The organism is Nonlabens sp. MB-3u-79, from assembly GCF_002831625.1.
Classification (GTDB): domain Bacteria; phylum Bacteroidota; class Bacteroidia; order Flavobacteriales; family Flavobacteriaceae; genus Nonlabens.
The window spans coordinates 1,856,528-1,873,262 of record NZ_CP025116.1 but is presented as its reverse complement, the minus strand read 5'-3'; the positions used below and the strand labels follow the sequence as shown (position 1 = coordinate 1,873,262).

Below are 16,735 nucleotides of genomic sequence, written 5' to 3'. Positions count from 1 at the left end.
CAGAAACTAAAGAGCTTATCAACAATACTCTAATGATCATCGCTTTCATAACTAATAGATTTAATTACTCCAACTTATAAGATCAATACATTTTTATTTTGTGTTAAATCAGAAATTTATTTTGCAAAAAACACAAATTGAGGGCGCAAAAAAAAAATGGAGCTCTCATAGTATGAAAACTCCATTTTTATAAATTTCTGTTGCAGCTTTATGAGTCGGCATCTAGGTAATCTGGTATACCATCGCCATCAGTATCGAGGGCATCTACAGGATTACCGTTATTATTAGGGTCCGCATTTTCTTGTGAAGTAGGAATACCATCACCGTCGTCATCGTCATCTAGATAATCTGGTATACCGTCGTTATCCGTATCACGAGCATCTCCAGGGCTACCGTTATTGTTAGGGTCTGGTTGTTCAAATCGGTTTTGAATACCATCATTATCAAGGTCTATATTCACTTCATTAGCGTCTAGATATCCAGGAATACCATCGCCATCGAGATCTTCTGCATCGCTAGGGTCACCATCTCCATTAGGGTCTGGGTTTTCAAATAATGTAGGTACGCCGTCACCATCGTCGTCAGCATCAATGTAGTTATAACCCCCATTGACAATATCATTATCTGTATTATCTCTATCTTCTGGAGACCTTACGTCTTGATCACCGTCTAAATCTTCAAACTTTGAGAGGATACCATCATTATCGTGATCTGTAGTTTTTACTTTTCTCAATTGATAGGTAAAAATTAATGGTGAGTACTGTGGTATAGTATTTTGAATACGATTGAAATAAGCTAATCCCGAAGGCATAAAAACAGCTCCTATCCCAGAATCTGTATAAGCAAGAGTTCCATCACCGTTAGATGTGATACTGGCAGCTTCATTAAGCTCTGTAATTCCAGCCATAAAACCGTCGACAACATTAGGTAAATCAAACCAAAGTGAATTGGTTGAACTATCAAAAACAGTGTTGTCGAGTAATCTTCCTTCGTAAGAAACAAGAGTGCTATCAGCAAAAGTAGGCCGTGCAACCCCACCACCTTGACGTACATTTAAAGTATAATAGGTATAATCTATTCCATCTCTATTCAATACTTTAGAAACCACTTGGCTTGCGAGTGGTGTTTTACTAGCATTTACATCTGCAATGGTATCAAATGCTATTTCAAAATCAGCCCCGGCAGGATTTGCAGCAAACTCTTCATAGTTATAAAAGTGAGTATTTAGATAATCTTGTAATTTGACAAGATCTTCCGTGTAGACTTCACCTCTGTCTCTTATCACAATTCGGTTGTCATCGTCGTTCCCACAGGAAGTCAGAACAATTCCAGTAATAAGAAAAGAGAATAAATATTTAATTTTTTTCATCATCATTTTTTAAAGCAGTCAAAGATAGTATTTTCCACTATTTTTGTGGTGTTGTGATAACGTTTAATAACAAAGGATCTTATGCGAGTAGATAAATTTTTATGGAGTGTGCGCTACTACAAGACTAGAAGCAAGGCGACCGAGGCCGCAAAAAAAGGTCGTGTACGTATAGATAATTCTATCGTTAAACCTTCCAGGGATGTGTTTCCTGGCGACCTCATTGAATTGCGCAAGGACCAGATCGATTATAAAGTGGAGGTTATTGATTTACCAAGCGGTCGTGTGGGGAATAAAATTGTTGATCTATACCGCATGGATCGAACTCCTAAGGAGAATTTTGATGCAAAAAAACTTATCGCACTCAATCAAGATTACTACAGGATAAAAGGGGAAGGAAGACCTACAAAGAAAGATCGCCGTGATTTAACTGGTATACTTAATCAGGAAGAAGAAGAATGAAACACGATCAAAATTACTGGCAAAAAAGATATGTAGATCATATTACAGGTTGGGATTTAGGGCGCGCCTCTAAACCTCTTAAAAGTATCGTGGATAAAATTGAAAATAAAGAATTGCATATTTTAATTCCCGGAGCAGGGAATGCTTATGAAGCAGAGTATTTGATTGAAAAGGGTTTTAGCAACATCACCGTTCTGGACATCGCCTTGCAGCCCCTATTGCAATTAAAAGAAAGGTTAAAAAATACTGACGGTATTGCTATTGTTCAAAATGATTTTTTTAAACACGAGGGGAGTTATGATCTTATTTTAGAACAGACGTTCTTTTGTGCATTAGAATCTCGCTTTCGCGAAAGCTACATTAATAAATGCCATGAATTATTAAAGAAAAATGGATGTATAGAAGGGGTATTATTTGATTTTGAATCCAAAACAAATGAACCGCCTTATCCGGCAACTAAAAAGGAATATACGAACCTGTTTCAAAAAAAGTTTGACATCATAAATTTAGATAGATGTCTAATTTCTGAAGAAGCTAGACAGGGAAAAGAACTTATTATAAAGATGAAAAAAAATGACTGAAAATCAAATTCTAGATCACAATCAGGTACAGCATAAAATAAGAAGAATAGCATATCAAATTGCTGAAGTTTACTTAAAAGATGATCGTATCATACTCGCTGGAATCGCAAATGGAGGATATACCTTTGCTAAAGAGTTGAAAAAGGCGCTATCCAACATCATTTCTTCTGAAATAGTACTGTGCAAGGTCACCATTAATAAAACAAACCCATTAGAGCCTGTAATAACAAATCTCAAACCAGAGGAGTACAAAAACTGTGGTGTGATCCTTTGTGATGATGTATTGAATAGCGGTACCACATTGATTTATGCCGTAAAGCACTTTTTAGACGTTCCCTTAGACCGATTAAAAACCGCTGTATTAGTCAATAGAAATCATAAAAAATATCCAGTTAAAGCTGATTTTAAAGGGATTTCCTTGTCTACTACCATGGAAGAGCACATTGAGGTGCAATTAGATCAGAAGCCTTATCGTGTGGCTTTAAAATAAGAGTGCCACTATCTTTCTAGCTTGCTCCTCTACCGTTTCATCAGCAACCTTTAAAATTTGTTTTGCTTGATGATAATAAGGCCGTCTTTCAAAAAGATGCTTCCCAATAAATTCCAATAATTCTTGCTCTGAAGCGATCTCGTTTAAGATAGGACGTTGGGATTTTTCTGGTAATAAACGCTTCACTAAGACAGGGATAGAAACATCTAAATAAATAGTATAAACTTCGTCCATATTGTTGAGATAATTCATAGATTCAAAGTAACAGGGGGTTCCACCTCCTAAAGATAAAACCGTATTTTTTTCAGAGCTCAACACCTCTTCCAGAACTAATTTTTCTTTTTTTCTAAAATAAATAGCACCACGCTCATCAAAAATTTGAGAAACACTTTTATTTTCTGACTTTTCAATTTCAGTATCTAAATCTACAAATGGAACAGATAGTATTCTTGCAAGTTCCTTTCCCACAGTGGTTTTGCCAGAACCCATATAACCTAATAAAACAATTTTAAACGCCATTTTTATTCTCTTTTTTGTAGTAAATATTATTTTATAAAATTAATCTAATTTAAATTAGGTTGCTCCTAATCTTAAGCACTATATTTGCAGCCGCTAACGCAAAAAGATCTGGTAGCTCAGTTGGCAGAGCATCTCCCTTTTAAGGAGAGGGTCCTGGGTTCGAGCCCCAGCCAGATCACTTTTTATTCAAAAAAAGTCCTTATTTTTAAGGACTTTTTTATTTACCTGGGTGCTGAAATTGGTAGACAGGCACGGTTGAGGGCCGTGTGTACTTTGTACGTGTGGGTTCAAGTCCCATTCCAGGTACTTTTTAAATCAGACTTTAGGTCTGATTTTTTTTATTCCAGACCAATCCATCTTCTTTAAGTTAATAAAATATCAAACTCAAACCTTTCTGAATAATTTGTTTAACTTTACAGCGTAATAAGTAAACAAATATATTTTGATAAAAAGTAAGTTTAGTATCAAAGATCTTGAGAACCTTAGTGGTATCAAATCTCATACTATCAGAATTTGGGAAAAAAGGTACGACCTTTTGGAACCAGATAGAACAGATACGAACATCAGATCTTACGACCTTTCTTCTTTATGTAAAATATTAAATGTCAGCTATTTAAAAAATGCGGGCATAAAAATATCAACCATCGCCAGTTTAACTACCGATGAAATAGAAACACAGGTACGCAATCTTGCCATCAGAAATAATAAAAACGATCACGCTGTTCAAGAATTGAAACTTGCCATGATTAACTTTGATCAGTTTATGTTTCAACGCGTTTATGACTCTGTCTTAAAAGAAGTTGGTTTTTCAGGTGTTTTTTATGATCTATTTATTCCGTTTTTAGAGGAATTAGGTTACTTATGGCAATCAAAAACCATAAACATAGCACACGAACATTTTATCAGTCATTTGATCAAACAAAAAGTTTTAGTAAATCTGGAAAAGGTGCAGTATCAAGAAGTGACTCATACCGACAAGATTTACGTTTTATTTCTCCCTGAAAATGAGATGCATGATCTTGGACTTTTATTTTTAAATTATGAATTACTAAGCAAGGGCTATAAAACCGTTTACTTAGGAGCAAGCATGGTTCTAGAAGCCCTTCCGTTCTTTAAGAACCAAGGCGTTACACCAACCTACATTACCTATATCACCGTAAAACCTACAGAAAAGGAACTTCCTTCATTTTTAAGAAAGTTTAACCGTAAGGTTGCTGAAAATGATGATATAGAATTATGGATCTTAGGACATCTTGCACAGAAAATTAAACCTAAAGATCTTTCAAAAAATCAAACTGTTTTTAGAGGGATCTCAGAAGTAATAGAAAAAATACCTGAATTAGTTGAAGCATGAGTAAAGTAGCCGTAATAGGATCTGGATTTTCTTCATTAGCTGCTGCCTGCTATTTAGCACAGTCAGGGCATGAAGTGAGTATTTATGAAAAAAATGACACCGTAGGTGGAAGAGCAAGAAGACTTGTAAAAGATGGTTTTACCTTTGATATAGGCCCCTCTTGGTACTGGATGCCTGATATCTTTGAACGTTTTTTTGAAGACTTTAATAAAAAACCTTCTGACTATTATCAATTGGATAAACTAAGCCCTGCTTATTCGGTAGTTTTTGAGGATGAAAAAATTGAAATTCCAGATAACCTCGAAGATATCAAAGCTACTTTTGAAAAGGTAGAAAAAGGAAGTTCCAAACCTTTACAGCAATTCATGTCCAAAGCTGAGGAAAACTATGAGATTGCCATCAAAAACCTCGTATACCGACCTGGTGAATCTCCTTTAGAATTGATTACACCTCAGACAGCAAAAAAGGTAGGTGCTTTTATAGGTAACGTCTCTAAAGATGTTAGGAGAAAATTTACCAACCCTAAATTGATAAGTATTCTTGAGTTTCCAGTGCTGTTTTTAGGAGCAACTCCTCAAAAAACTCCAAGCTTTTATAACTTCATGAACTATGCAGATTTTGGCTTAGGAACATGGCATCCTAAAGGTGGAATGTATGAGGTGATCATCGCGATGAAGAAACTTGCTGAAGAGTTAGGTGTAGTCATAAAAACAAATAGCCCTATCGATGAAATTTTAGTAGATGACAATGGACGTGTGGAAGGAATTATGACAGGTGGTCAGAAACATCTTTATCCTATAGTATTGTCTGGAGCAGACTACCATCATTCTGAGACTTTACTCCCTCAAAATTATCGACAGTACTCTGAAAGCTATTGGGAAAAGAAAACCTTTGCCCCTAGCTCCTTGATATTCTATGTAGGCTTTGATAAAAAATTAAAAAACATAGATCATCACAACTTGTTTTTTGATACCGATTTTACAAAGCATGCCAATGAGATTTATGAAGATCCAAAATGGCCTGAAGAACCTTTGTTTTACGCAAATTTCACTTCCTTAACAGATGCATCAACAGCACCTGAAGGTTGTGAAAACGGATTTTTCTTGATTCCTTTAGCACCTGATTTAGAGGACACCCCAGAGCTACGAGAAAAATACTTTGATAAAATCATTAAAAGATTTGAATTGAGAACAGAGCAAAATGTCTCAGATCATATTATCTTTAAGGAGTCATTTTGTGTGAATGATTTTATTTCAGAATACAACAGCTATAAAGGAAATGCGTACGGTATGGCAAATACTTTATTACAGACGGCATTTCTTAGACCTAATTTAAGAAGTCGCAAAGTTAGAAATCTTTATTTCACGGGTCAGTTAACCGTTCCAGGACCAGGAGTACCCCCATCACTCATCTCTGGAAAACTAGCTGCTGAACTTATTAACAAACACGATCAATAATGAAAAGCTTATTTGATAAAGTCTCTAGAGATTGTAGTAAGACTGTTACTCAGAATTACAGCACCTCTTTTTCACTTGCGAGCAAAATGCTGGGACCTACAATCAGGCAGGATATTCATAATATTTATGGCTTTGTAAGATTTGCAGATGAGATCGTGGACACCTTTCACAACTTTGATAAACGCAGCTTACTCGATAGATTTGAAAAAGATCTTTTAAGCGCTGTAGAGGAAAAAATAAGCCTTAACCCTATCTTAAACTCATTTCAAGAAACGGTAAACAAATATGACATCACTCCAGATATGTATGGAGCGTTTATGCATAGCATGCGCTTAGATTTAGACAAGTCTGTTTACTTGACAGATGAAGAATATAGAAATTATATTTATGGCAGTGCAGATGTTGTAGGTTTGATGTCCTTAAAGGTTTTTGTAAAAGGGAATATGGAACTCTATAATGACCTTAAAGATGACGCCATGCGCCTTGGAAGCGCTTTTCAGAAAGTGAATTTCTTACGGGACCTTAAAGCAGATCTTGACACGCTGGAAAGAAGCTACTTTCCTAACACAGATCTTCACGATCTGAGTGAAGAAGATAAAGCTCGATTAATTGCAGAAATAAAAGAAGATTTTGATGCAGGTTTACGAGGTATTCAACGACTACCTATAGAAGCTAAATTAGGGGTTTATACCGCTTATACCTATTATAGAAGATTGCTTACTAGATTAGAACGCACCCCTTCTAAAGAAATAAGAAACACAAGAATACGTGTTCCTAATTATGAGAAAATTTTCCTTCTTTCTAAAGGATACGTAACTTACAGGCTCAATTTGATCTAAAACATGGATATAGTATTGTGGACAGTAATATTTATAGGCACATTTTCCATTATGGAATTTAATGCTTGGTGGATGCACAGATATGTTATGCATGGTTTTTTATGGAATCTTCATGAAGACCATCATCATAAAAAACACGACAGTTGGTTTGAAAAAAATGACTGGTTTTTTGTCTTTTATGCGGTGATCAGTATAGCACTTAAAGTGGCTCATAGTGAGTTAGATTTATGGTGGGCATTACCTATGAGCGCAGGGATCTTAGCCTATGGTATCGCCTATTTTGTGGTGCATGATGTCTTTATACACCAACGCTTTAAATGGTTGCGCAAAGCAGACAATAAATATGCAAGAGGCGTAAGACGTGCTCACAAAATGCACCATAAACACATAGGAAAAGCAGACGGCGAAAACTTCGGTATGCTGGTAGTTCCTTTCAAGTATTTCAAATAAATTATGAAAACAGCCATCGTTATAGGCGCTGGAATAGGTGGACTCGCCACGGCTTTGAGACTTCATAAACAAGGTTTTAAAGTACAGGTGTTTGAAAAGAATGACTATGCTGGTGGTAAATTACACGCCATACGACAAGGCGGCTACCGATTTGACTTGGGACCCTCTTTATTCACTCTTCCACATCTTATCGATGACCTATTAGACTTATTCCCTAATTCAAAAGTTCCTTTTTCTTATAAAACTAAGCAAACAGCTTGTCACTATTTTTGGGAAGACGGTACTGTTTTTAAAGCGAGTACAGATAATCAAAAATTTGTAGAAACAGCAGCAAAGACTTTTTCTGAAGATCAAAACACCATTGAAACTTATCTCTGCAAGAGCAAGAAAAAGTACCAACTTACCAAAAGTCTTTTCCTAGAAAAATCACTGCATAAAGTTGCTACTTACCTGTCCCTGGATACGGTAAAAGCTTTAATCAATGCCCCTTTTTTAGGAATATCAAATACTTTAGATGAAGAGAATCAGGTTTTTAAAAATCCGAAGCTCACCCAACTCTTTAATAGATACGCCACCTATAACGGCTCATCGCCTTATCAAACACCAGGTATTATGAGTATGATACCACATCTTGAGCTTGGTTTAGGTACCTATTATCCGCATGGAGGTATGCACCGTATTTCACAATCCCTATTTGAACTCGCACAAGAAGTTGGAATTGAATTCCGCTTTCGCGAAAGCGTCACCCAAATCAATCACCACAAGAAAAAAGTTACTGCTGTCACTACCGAAAATGGTTCTTATAAAACAGATCTAGTCGTATCCAATATGGATATTTATCCGACTTATAAAAAATTAATCCGTGACGTTAAAGCTCCAGAAAAAACACTGGAACAAGAACGCTCCAGTAGTGCACTAATTTTCTATTGGGGAATTGACAGCACTTTTCCTGATTTAGAATTACACAACATTCTATTCTCTGAACATTACGCAGCTGAATTTGAGCATATTTTTCAACACAAGACGCTCTCTGAAGACCCTACCGTTTACATCAACATAACGAGCAAAGAATCTCCAGAAGACGCGCCTAAAGGTCATGAAAATTGGTTTGTGATGATCAACGCGCCTGGTGATTATGGACAAGACTGGGAAAAGATGGTTACCCAATCAAAAGAGCGCATCATCCAGAAAATTAAAAAATGCCTAAACGTAGACATCGCAGAGCATATTAAAACCGAATACATCCTTACCCCTCAGGGGATTGAATCCAATACTAGCTCTTATAGAGGTGCCCTTTACGGGGCAGCGAGCAATAATAAATTTGCCGCATTTTTAAGACATCCTAATTTCAATAATAAAATTAAAAACTTGTATCATGTGGGTGGTTCAGTGCATCCTGGGGGAGGAATCCCTTTGTGTTTATTAAGTGCTCAAATCACTTCTGACCTTATTTTAAAAACAGCTCTATGAGAATAGCCATTGTTTTTTTATGGGTTTTGCACCTAGCAGCATTGATAGGAATTGCGATTGGGTATGAAGATTTCTTTCTTCCTAAGTCGCCATTTACCATCATGTATTTGCTGTTCTTTTTAATCTTCTTTTTTAAAATTGATTCTCGTAATAAACTGCTTTTATTTATGGCATTTATGATCACAGGAATAGGGGTCGAATGGATAGGTGTGCATACAGGGAGTCTTTTTGGCGATTATTATTACGGTAAAAACTTTGGCCCTAAATTAGATGGCATTCCACTACTCATAGGGGTGAACTGGGCCCTGCTCACCTTTACTACTCATGTAATTGCCAAAAGCATTTTCAAGTCTCCCATCGCCATCATTGCCACAGGAGCTGCCTTAATGGTAGGTGTTGATTATTTTCTAGAACAAATTTGTGATTTTGCAGGTTTCTGGCATTTTGAGGGCGGCGCAGACTGGTTCAACTATCTTTGCTGGTTCATTATTGCGGGGGCACTTCATGCCGTTTCACTTCAATTTAAACTCCGAGGTAATAAGCTTATTTCTTATCATCTATATGGCGTTCAACTATTTTTTGCAATTAGTCTATGGATCATCATTACGATATAGCGATTATAGGTATGGGCTGCGCTGGCAGTCATGTGGTGCAAGAATTATTGCGTCGTAAAACCAATCTTAAAGTCGTCGTCATCGATGACTTTAAAGCAAATTCTTTGGAAAAAACTTGGTCGTATTGGGAGCAAGGTAAAGGTCTCTGGGATCATTTGATCTCTCACAGCTGGGATAAAGGCAGCTTTATCATGCCTCATGATTTTATACATCTGGATCTTGATGGATATGTTTATAAGACCATTGAGAGCCGTGATTTTATCGCTTTCGCGAAAGCGAAATTACAACAACACCCTAACTTCCAACTCTTAGAAGAGAAAGTACAGAAGGTGTACGGAAATAAGGTGCAACAAATAGAATGCGATCACTCGAGAATTACTGCAGACTTGGTATTGGACAGCCGAATCGACAAAGCCTTTTTTACAGACACACAGGCCATCACCTTACTACAACATTTTAAAGGTTGGGTCATCAAAACAGAACAACCGGTTTTTAATCCCGAAGAATTTGTGATGATGGATTACCGTTTAAGAGATCTAGGAACCACGAGTTTTACTTATATTTTACCCTATTCAAAAACAGAAGCACTGGTAGAGTTTACCTACTTCTCTAAAGATGTGGTAAGCGATGAAACCTACGACAGGTATCTAAAAGAATACATCAGCGATTTTTTAAAAATAGAGAATTATAGTGTTGAGAAAACCGAGCAAGGTATCATCCCTATGAGCACCTATAAGTTTGAACAACACCATAAAAAAAATATTTTTAAAATTGGAACTGCTGGCGGCTGGGTAAAACCTTCTACAGGTTATAGTTTTAAAATGAGTGAGAAAAAAGCCGCTCAATTGGTCGACAATATTCTTTCAGATCGAGATATAAATCACGGAATGATCTCTAAGAAATTTCGCTTTTATGATGAGATCATGTTAGACGTACTGCATGGCGATAACGACCGGGGTGCTCGAGTGTTTCACACCCTTTACAAGAAGAATAAGATCAAAAGGATATTTGCTTTTCTAGATGAAGAAACAAGTTTTGTACAAGAGTTAAGCATCATGCTTCCTATGACCTCAAAACCATTTTTGAGTGCCTTTTTTAAAAGGCTTTTCTAAAAATTCTTACTGTAAATCTCGTTGATCATAGGTATTCAAGCCACTGACGTCTATATGCAGCTTTCCATCTTTATGTTGCCCGAGGTACGTAAATTTAGCCCCCCAAACTATTTCTTCTGCCCTGTACGAAGATCTAGAGTACAGCGTTTGAGAAGAAGATTCATCAAATGCTTTGAGCATCACAATGAACTCAACGTTTCTTTCTTCAAATTCCTTTTCTGTCATTTTATAAAGCGGACTCATCTCATCAATAGGATGCACAATTGTCCAGACTGATGGAAAGAAAAACACCATGTTTCTTTCTAGTTTTAAATTGTGGAATTCTCTATGCTGTGATCCTTCCTTTCTAAAGGAGACACTTAAATCTGCATTGACCTCTAGCAATTCATTATTCTGTGGGTTCACCACCCGTATCATAAAGCCGTTGCCATTTAAGTATGGAGCAATAACACCTATATCACTGTATTTTATTTTGGTGCGTGATTTTGAAAACCTACCATAAAGCAAACCTGTAGCCAGTGCAAAGGTCAACAATCCTAGCATGGATTCTATCGCTGCAACTATATTTGCTGCAAGTCCTATAGGTGCTACCCGACCGTAGCCTAAGGTTGTAATTGTTTGAGCACTGAAGAAAAAGGTTTCTGTAAATTGTTCTAAGTTGGTGATGCCATAAGTTCCTGTCAGGTTTTCTACACCGATCCACATGTAGATACCTGCAAACAGAAAATTAACTATAAAATATCCTATTAAAATAGAAACGAAAAAATGGAACCAACTCATCGTAACCAGATTATGAAAGAAGTTGAGTCTTTCAAAAAAAGGAACGTTCGTTTTAGTGATATTAAAAGAACCGTCTTTATTGACCGCTCGGTACCCATCAGATTCTGACTTCTCAGCTAAACCAAAGTCATTGAATTTTTTTTCTTTATGCTCTTCCAAATCTATTGTTCGTTACTTATTAAAGATGGTGGAATTTCAAACCCACTCCACTGACCTGTAATTTTAAAAGGTTGAAATCTGGTAAACATCTCTTCCTTATACCACTGCAAGGCTTGTGTTTGTTGCACCGCGTGGCGATGATTCTGACTGCGATAAGCAAACTTTTTTAAAGCCCTTGCATCTTCCCACAAACTGAAAGTGGCCATTTGTGTCACTGGTCGCTCTCCTACTCCAGCGGTAAACAATAAACTGGGATTATCTACGAGATCCTTTTGAGAAATAGGCACGTAATCCCAGAACTTCTTAAGCATTCTAAGCTTAATCGTAGCTCTAGTAATAACAGCAATCATCTCATTATTCTCATCTAATAAGTCACTAGATTCAAATGGATTTTGCTTGGACCACTGTCCATGAGCTTTGATGCTTTTGAGGTAAAAAGTAAGCTGTTGTGCACTGTGGTTTACATAACGTTTATAGAGCTTAGCCTCTGCAAAAAAGTCCTTTGCACTTGCTTCATTATCCCAAACTTGCAACAAACCATAAACACCCCAGTCTGGTAGGGGATCAAAATTCTTTTTACCCGAACCTAAAAGCTTGTAAAACTCTAATCCTTTTACTTTCTTTAAAGGTGCATGAGCAAATTGCATCATTCCAAAAGCCCAAAGCTTTTGTTGGAGGCTGGGATATTTGAAAAATGTGAGGGTTGTAATTTGTTGAGACATGAAACAAAGATAGATCGCACTGCAATTAAAATGGTTAAATTATTGTTGTAAAAAAGCATCCAACCAATTCTTATGAAATATACTTCATTACTACTAACTCTCTTACTTTTTTCCAGTAAAAATAGTCGCCATGATCTGACGAGCTCAGAAATGCCACCCATTAAAAACTCCACAGCGTTTATGGAGAAACACAGATAAGACTGACAGATTATTGATAACTTAAAACTTATGAAAAACAATACTAGCTTCAGGACCAACGTATAAATAAAGTTTTAGAAATATCAGATCAAATTTCTATATTGCAGTAGTAAAAAATGAAACATGAGCAAGATTTATACATTTATACGATCCCCTTTTAGATATCTAGTCATTTCAAAGATCTTTTTATTCCTAGCTGTATACTTTGTTCTTAGTGGAGGAGAGAAATCAACTTATGAACTGCTGTTTTTAGTAGCTCTCGTTCAATTAGCTCTATTTGGAATATCCTTTTACAAGAAATTTAGAAGAGCTGATAAAAGATTAAAATCTTAAAAAGGATTATATAGTCCTCGCTTTCGCGCAAGCGAAAACCCAACCCATAAAAAAAGCCTCTTAATTTCTTAAGAGGCTTTTTAATATAATGAAAACGCTTTATTAAGCGGCGTTTTCTTCTTTAATTTTATTCAAGGCACTTCCTTTATGGAACCAGCCGATTTGAGCAGCATTATAGGTATGGTTTGCCATAATCGTTTCCATAGAACCGTCTGCATGAGTAGCTTCGATCGTAAGTGGCTTATCTGGAGAGAAAGAGGCTAAATCTACAAAGTTAAAGGTATCATCTTCTTGGATCAAGTCATAGTCTGCCTCGTTTGCAAACGTAAGTCCTAACATCCCTTGTTTCTTCAAGTTGGTCTCATGAATACGTGCAAATGATTTCACAATCACAGCAACTACACCTAAGAAACGTGGCTCCATGGCAGCATGCTCTCTAGAAGAACCTTCCCCATAATTATGATCTCCTACAACAATAGAAGGAATCCCAGCAGCTTTATAAGCTCTGGCCGTTGCCGGCACAGCATCATATTCACCATCTAACTGACTTTTCACCAAATTGGTTTGCTTGTTGTACGCATTTACTGCACCTATCAAACAGTTGTTAGAAATATTATCTAAGTGACCTCTGTAACGCAACCAAGGCCCTGCCATAGAAATATGATCGGTGGTACATTTACCAAATGCTTTGATCAACAATTTTGCTTTAGAAATATCCGTACCTATAGGTGTAAATGGCTCTAATATTTGAATGCGTTCTGAATCTTCATCCACTTTAATTACTACACCACTTCCATCTTCTTGCGGCGCTAAGTAACCGTCATCTTTTACTTCAAAACCTTTAGGAGGCAATTCCCATCCTGTAGGCTCATCTAGCATCACTTCTTCTCCGTCTTCATTGATCAATGTATCAGTGATAGGATTAAAGTCCAGACGTCCTGCAATCGCAATTGCGGCAACCATTTCTGGTGAAGCTACAAAGGCGTGAGTGTTAGGGTTACCATCGGCACGTTTTGCAAAGTTTCTATTGAACGAGTGAATGATGGAGTTTTTAGGAGCATTTTTAGGATCGCTATAACGCGCCCACTGACCTATACATGGTCCGCAAGCGTTTGTAAATATTTTAGCGTCTAATTTTTCAAATATGCCTAAGATTCCGTCACGCTCGGTGGTGTAACGCACTTTTTCTGAACCTGGGTTGATACCAAATTCTGCTTTAGTTTTTAACTTTTTATCAATGGCTTGTTGGGCGATAGAGCTCGCGCGTGATAAATCTTCATAGGAAGAGTTGGTACAAGAACCTATAAGTCCCCATTCCACTTTAAGTGGCCATCCATTTTTAGTCGCCTTTTCATTCATGGCACCCAATTCTGTCGCAAGGTCTGGAGTAAATGGTCCATTAATTTGTGGCATTAGGGTATCTAAATTGATCTCAATTACTTGATCAAAATACTGCTCTGGATTAGCATACACCTCAGCATCTCCTGTAAGATGCTCTCTGACTTCATTTGCTGCATCTGAAATATCAGCTCTATCTGTAGCACGTAAGTAACGCTCCATAGAATCGTCATAACCAAAAGTAGAAGTCGTTGCTCCTATCTCAGCTCCCATGTTACAAATGGTTCCTTTTCCTGTACAGGAAAGATTCATTGCTCCTTCTCCGAAGTATTCTACAATAGCTCCAGTTCCTCCTTTAACAGTAAGAATTTCAGCCACTTTAAGAATGACATCTTTAGGCGCTGTCCATCCAGATAATTTACCGGTAAGTTTCACCCCTATCAATTTAGGGAATTTTAATTCCCATGCCATTCCTGCCATAACATCAACAGCATCTGCTCCACCTACTCCTATGGCAACCATTCCTAGTCCTCCTGCGTTTACGGTGTGAGAATCTGTTCCTATCATCATTCCTCCAGGGAATGCATAATTCTCAAGAACTACTTGGTGTATAATACCGGCACCAGGTTTCCAGAAACCAATTCCATACTTATCAGATACTGATTCTAAAAAGTTGAACACTTCGTTAGAAGTATTCAATGCGCTTTGAAGGTCCATAGACGCTCCATTTTTAGCTTGGATCAAGTGATCACAATGTACCGTTGTAGGCACAGCAACTTTATCTTTTCCAGCTTGCATAAATTGTAGCAAAGCCATTTGAGCCGTAGCATCTTGACATGCGATACGATCCGGGGCAAAATCAACATAATCTTTTCCTCTAGTAAAGGGTTTGCCAGGAACACCATCCCAAAGATGAGAATACAAAATCTTCTCAGCAAGTGTAAGTGGTTTACCAGTAGTTTCACGTGCTTTATTCACGCGCGCTGGCATCTCAGCATACACCTTTTTAATCATATCTATATCAAAAGCCATATATCTAAATTTAATTAATCAATTTTTTTTAGGAACGCGAAGTTACAAAAATGCTACGTAAAATGAAAGTCTCACCGCGCTACCACAGTTGTTTAGACATTCTTAAAATAATAAGCTGTCCAAGGTTCTTATTTTGTCAATTTGATAATTTCACCCTGTTTATATTATCAGTTCTACAATTAACGATAACGATGGTAATGTTTCCGCTTTCGCGAAAGCGTGATTAGAAATATCTATAATGGTATTTTCTGTATCAAAAAAGACCTAAACCACATGATACATTGGGAGGAACGATTAAATATAAGATAAACACTTTCTGTCATTACAGAAAACAGGTGCTCGGAAATAGAGATTTAAAAAACTATTAGATGAGAGTATAGTCTAAGCCAAATTTATGTAAGATCAATTTAAACGTTCTCCATACATAACGAAAGCTCGATTCTTTCCAGTTTTGTCTGGAAACGATTAAAGGTAGGAGTATATCAAAACTAAGGGTTCTTTTCTACAGCAGTCGATCAATGATACTTTCTTCGGTATGACCTTCGGCCTCTGCTTTGTAATTTTTTATGATTCTATGCCTTAAAATACTTGTCGCAACGGCTTTTACATCCTCAATATCTGGACTGTATTTACCATTAACGGCTGCGTGCGTTTTTGCTGCTAAAATAAGATTCTGTGAAGCTCGAGGTCCGGCGCCCCAATCTAAGTATTCTTTTACAATCTCTGGTGCTGCATCGCTTTTAGGTCGTGTCTTACCAACCAAAGTAACCGCATATTCAATCACATTATCTGCGACTGGAATACGTCTTACTAATTGCTGAAAGTCCACAATTTCTTGGGCTGTAAATAACGCATTTACCACTGGCTTATGATCTCCAGTAGTTGCTTTTACCACATCTACCTCTTCTTGAAAAGAGGGATATTGTAAATTGATAGAAAACATAAATCTATCCAACTGTGCCTCCGGCAAAGGATAGGTTCCTTCCTGCTCAATTGGGTTTTGAGTTGCTAGTACAAAGTAGGGAGCATCTAATTTATAATTGTGACCCGCTACAGTTACTGATTTCTCCTGCATGGCTTCTAGAAGTGCCGCCTGAGTTTTAGGCGGTGTACGGTTGATCTCGTCTGCAAGAATGATGTTGGAAAAAACAGGTCCCTTTAGAAATTTAAAAGTCCTATTCTCATCCAAAATTTCACTACCTACAATATCACTAGGCATCAAATCTGGGGTAAATTGAATGCGTTTAAAGTTTAATCCTAAAGCTTGCGATATAGTGTTTACCATTAAAGTTTTTGCCAGTCCTGGAACTCCTACAAGAAGCGCATGACCCCCAGAGAAAACCGCAATCAATATCTCATTGATGACATTGTCCTGTCCTATTATTACTTTGGCAATTTCTTTTTTAAGCTCCTGGTGTTTTTTTACCAAGTGATCTATCGCAGCTACATCTGACATGAA

16 protein-coding genes and 2 tRNA genes are annotated in these 16,735 nt (G+C 37.1%); 12 read left to right on the top strand and 6 right to left on the bottom strand.

Going from position 1 to position 16,735, the window contains the following annotated elements:
• Nucleotides 1-208: 208 nt before the first annotated feature.
• Nucleotides 209-1,369 (bottom strand): FKBP-type peptidyl-prolyl cis-trans isomerase, encoded by a 1,161-nt coding sequence (locus CW736_RS08245; RefSeq protein WP_101013502.1) that lies wholly within the window; start codon nt 1,367-1,369, stop codon nt 209-211.
• An 81-nt stretch (nt 1,370-1,450) separates the two neighbouring features.
• On the opposite strand from CW736_RS08245, the gene CW736_RS08240 reads away from it, so the two are divergent.
• Genes CW736_RS08240 through CW736_RS08230 form a run of 3 tightly spaced genes read left to right on the top strand, consistent with a single transcriptional unit; the run spans nt 1,451 to nt 2,899 of the window.
• Nucleotides 1,451-1,828 carry an RNA-binding S4 domain-containing protein gene (locus CW736_RS08240; protein WP_101013501.1) on the top strand — a complete coding sequence of 126 codons (378 nt, stop codon included), beginning with the start codon at nt 1,451-1,453 and terminating at the stop codon, nt 1,826-1,828.
• Nucleotides 1,825-2,409, top strand: coding sequence for a methyltransferase domain-containing protein (locus CW736_RS08235; RefSeq protein ID WP_101013500.1), 585 nt, complete (start codon nt 1,825-1,827; stop codon nt 2,407-2,409). The genes CW736_RS08240 and CW736_RS08235 overlap by 4 nt, the downstream gene beginning before the upstream one ends.
• Nucleotides 2,402-2,899: a phosphoribosyltransferase family protein gene (locus tag CW736_RS08230; protein ID WP_101013499.1), complete on the top strand. Its 498-nt coding sequence runs from the start codon at nt 2,402-2,404 to the stop codon at nt 2,897-2,899. Before CW736_RS08235 ends, CW736_RS08230 begins: the two co-directional genes overlap by 8 nt.
• On the opposite strand, the gene CW736_RS08225 is transcribed toward CW736_RS08230, so the two are convergent.
• Complete coding sequence (locus CW736_RS08225) at nt 2,891-3,418, bottom strand: shikimate kinase (RefSeq protein WP_101013498.1); 528 nt, start codon at nt 3,416-3,418, stop codon at nt 2,891-2,893. The genes CW736_RS08230 and CW736_RS08225 overlap by 9 nt on opposite strands.
• A gap of 105 nt (nt 3,419-3,523) precedes the next feature.
• Here CW736_RS08225 and CW736_RS08220 point away from each other — a divergent pair.
• The 9 genes from CW736_RS08220 (at nt 3,524) to CW736_RS08180 (ending at nt 10,714) form a co-directional block, all read left to right on the top strand.
• A tRNA-Lys gene (locus CW736_RS08220) sits at nt 3,524-3,596 on the top strand.
• A gap of 45 nt (nt 3,597-3,641) precedes the next feature.
• Nucleotides 3,642-3,724 (top strand) — tRNA-Leu (locus CW736_RS08215).
• Between the two features lie 136 nt (nt 3,725-3,860).
• Complete coding sequence (locus CW736_RS08210) at nt 3,861-4,772, top strand: MerR family transcriptional regulator (RefSeq protein WP_101013497.1); 912 nt, start codon at nt 3,861-3,863, stop codon at nt 4,770-4,772.
• Nucleotides 4,769-6,229: a phytoene desaturase family protein gene (locus CW736_RS08205; RefSeq protein ID WP_101013496.1), complete on the top strand. Its 1,461-nt coding sequence runs from the start codon at nt 4,769-4,771 to the stop codon at nt 6,227-6,229. Before CW736_RS08210 ends, CW736_RS08205 begins: the two co-directional genes overlap by 4 nt.
• The gene (locus CW736_RS08200; protein ID WP_101013495.1) at nt 6,229-7,068 is read left to right on the top strand and encodes a phytoene/squalene synthase family protein; all 840 of its coding nucleotides are present in this window, start codon (nt 6,229-6,231) and stop codon (nt 7,066-7,068) included. Before CW736_RS08205 ends, CW736_RS08200 begins: the two co-directional genes overlap by 1 nt.
• 3 nt (nt 7,069-7,071) lie before the next feature.
• Nucleotides 7,072-7,518 (top strand): sterol desaturase family protein, encoded by a 447-nt coding sequence (locus CW736_RS08195; RefSeq protein ID WP_101013494.1) that lies wholly within the window; start codon nt 7,072-7,074, stop codon nt 7,516-7,518.
• Nucleotides 7,519-7,521: 3 nt separating this feature from the next.
• Entirely contained in the window at nt 7,522-8,988 is a 1,467-nt protein-coding gene (gene crtD, locus CW736_RS08190) for a 1-hydroxycarotenoid 3,4-desaturase CrtD (RefSeq protein ID WP_101013493.1), read from the top strand.
• A complete protein-coding gene (locus CW736_RS08185; protein WP_101013492.1) occupies nt 8,985-9,602 on the top strand; it encodes a carotenoid biosynthesis protein in 618 nt (205 codons plus the stop codon). Before crtD ends, CW736_RS08185 begins: the two co-directional genes overlap by 4 nt.
• Nucleotides 9,581-10,714 carry a lycopene cyclase family protein gene (locus CW736_RS08180; protein WP_101013491.1) on the top strand — a complete coding sequence of 378 codons (1,134 nt, stop codon included), beginning with the start codon at nt 9,581-9,583 and terminating at the stop codon, nt 10,712-10,714. Before CW736_RS08185 ends, CW736_RS08180 begins: the two co-directional genes overlap by 22 nt.
• 6 nt (nt 10,715-10,720) lie before the next feature.
• Here the strand turns inward: CW736_RS08180 and CW736_RS08175 are convergent, their stop codons facing one another.
• The 4 genes from CW736_RS08175 to CW736_RS08160 form a co-directional block, all read right to left on the bottom strand.
• Nucleotides 10,721-11,653: an ion channel gene (locus CW736_RS08175; RefSeq protein ID WP_101013490.1), complete on the bottom strand. Its 933-nt coding sequence runs from the start codon at nt 11,651-11,653 to the stop codon at nt 10,721-10,723.
• A 2-nt stretch (nt 11,654-11,655) separates the two neighbouring features.
• The gene (locus CW736_RS08170; protein WP_101013489.1) at nt 11,656-12,375 is read right to left on the bottom strand and encodes a DUF3291 domain-containing protein; all 720 of its coding nucleotides are present in this window, start codon (nt 12,373-12,375) and stop codon (nt 11,656-11,658) included.
• Between the two features lie 633 nt (nt 12,376-13,008).
• The gene (locus CW736_RS08165; RefSeq protein ID WP_101013488.1) at nt 13,009-15,276 is read right to left on the bottom strand and encodes an aconitate hydratase; all 2,268 of its coding nucleotides are present in this window, start codon (nt 15,274-15,276) and stop codon (nt 13,009-13,011) included.
• A 502-nt stretch (nt 15,277-15,778) separates the two neighbouring features.
• Nucleotides 15,779-16,732, bottom strand: a complete 954-nt coding sequence (locus CW736_RS08160) for an AAA family ATPase (RefSeq protein ID WP_101013487.1) — start codon at nt 16,730-16,732, stop codon at nt 15,779-15,781.
• Nucleotides 16,733-16,735 lie beyond the last annotated feature (3 nt).

Excerpts from the sequence above, each read along its gene's own strand:
- CW736_RS08245 (WP_101013502.1), bottom strand. The coding sequence starts at position 1,369 with ATGAAAAAAATTAAATATTTATTCTCTTTTCTTATTACTGGAATTGTT.
- CW736_RS08240 (WP_101013501.1), top strand. The coding sequence starts at position 1,451 with ATGCGAGTAGATAAATTTTTATGGAGTGTGCGCTACTACAAGACTAGA.
- CW736_RS08235 (WP_101013500.1), top strand. The coding sequence starts at position 1,825 with ATGAAACACGATCAAAATTACTGGCAAAAAAGATATGTAGATCATATT.
- CW736_RS08230 (WP_101013499.1), top strand. The coding sequence starts at position 2,402 with ATGACTGAAAATCAAATTCTAGATCACAATCAGGTACAGCATAAAATA.
- CW736_RS08225 (WP_101013498.1), bottom strand. The coding sequence starts at position 3,418 with ATGGCGTTTAAAATTGTTTTATTAGGTTATATGGGTTCTGGCAAAACC.
- CW736_RS08205 (WP_101013496.1), top strand. The coding sequence starts at position 4,769 with ATGAGTAAAGTAGCCGTAATAGGATCTGGATTTTCTTCATTAGCTGCT.
- CW736_RS08200 (WP_101013495.1), top strand. The coding sequence starts at position 6,229 with ATGAAAAGCTTATTTGATAAAGTCTCTAGAGATTGTAGTAAGACTGTT.
- CW736_RS08195 (WP_101013494.1), top strand. The coding sequence starts at position 7,072 with ATGGATATAGTATTGTGGACAGTAATATTTATAGGCACATTTTCCATT.
- crtD (WP_101013493.1), top strand. The coding sequence starts at position 7,522 with ATGAAAACAGCCATCGTTATAGGCGCTGGAATAGGTGGACTCGCCACG.
- CW736_RS08185 (WP_101013492.1), top strand. The coding sequence starts at position 8,985 with ATGAGAATAGCCATTGTTTTTTTATGGGTTTTGCACCTAGCAGCATTG.
- CW736_RS08180 (WP_101013491.1), top strand. The coding sequence starts at position 9,581 with ATGGATCATCATTACGATATAGCGATTATAGGTATGGGCTGCGCTGGC.
- CW736_RS08170 (WP_101013489.1), bottom strand. The coding sequence starts at position 12,375 with ATGTCTCAACAAATTACAACCCTCACATTTTTCAAATATCCCAGCCTC.
- CW736_RS08165 (WP_101013488.1), bottom strand. The coding sequence starts at position 15,276 with ATGGCTTTTGATATAGATATGATTAAAAAGGTGTATGCTGAGATGCCA.
- CW736_RS08160 (WP_101013487.1), bottom strand. The coding sequence starts at position 16,732 with ATGTCAGATGTAGCTGCGATAGATCACTTGGTAAAAAAACACCAGGAG.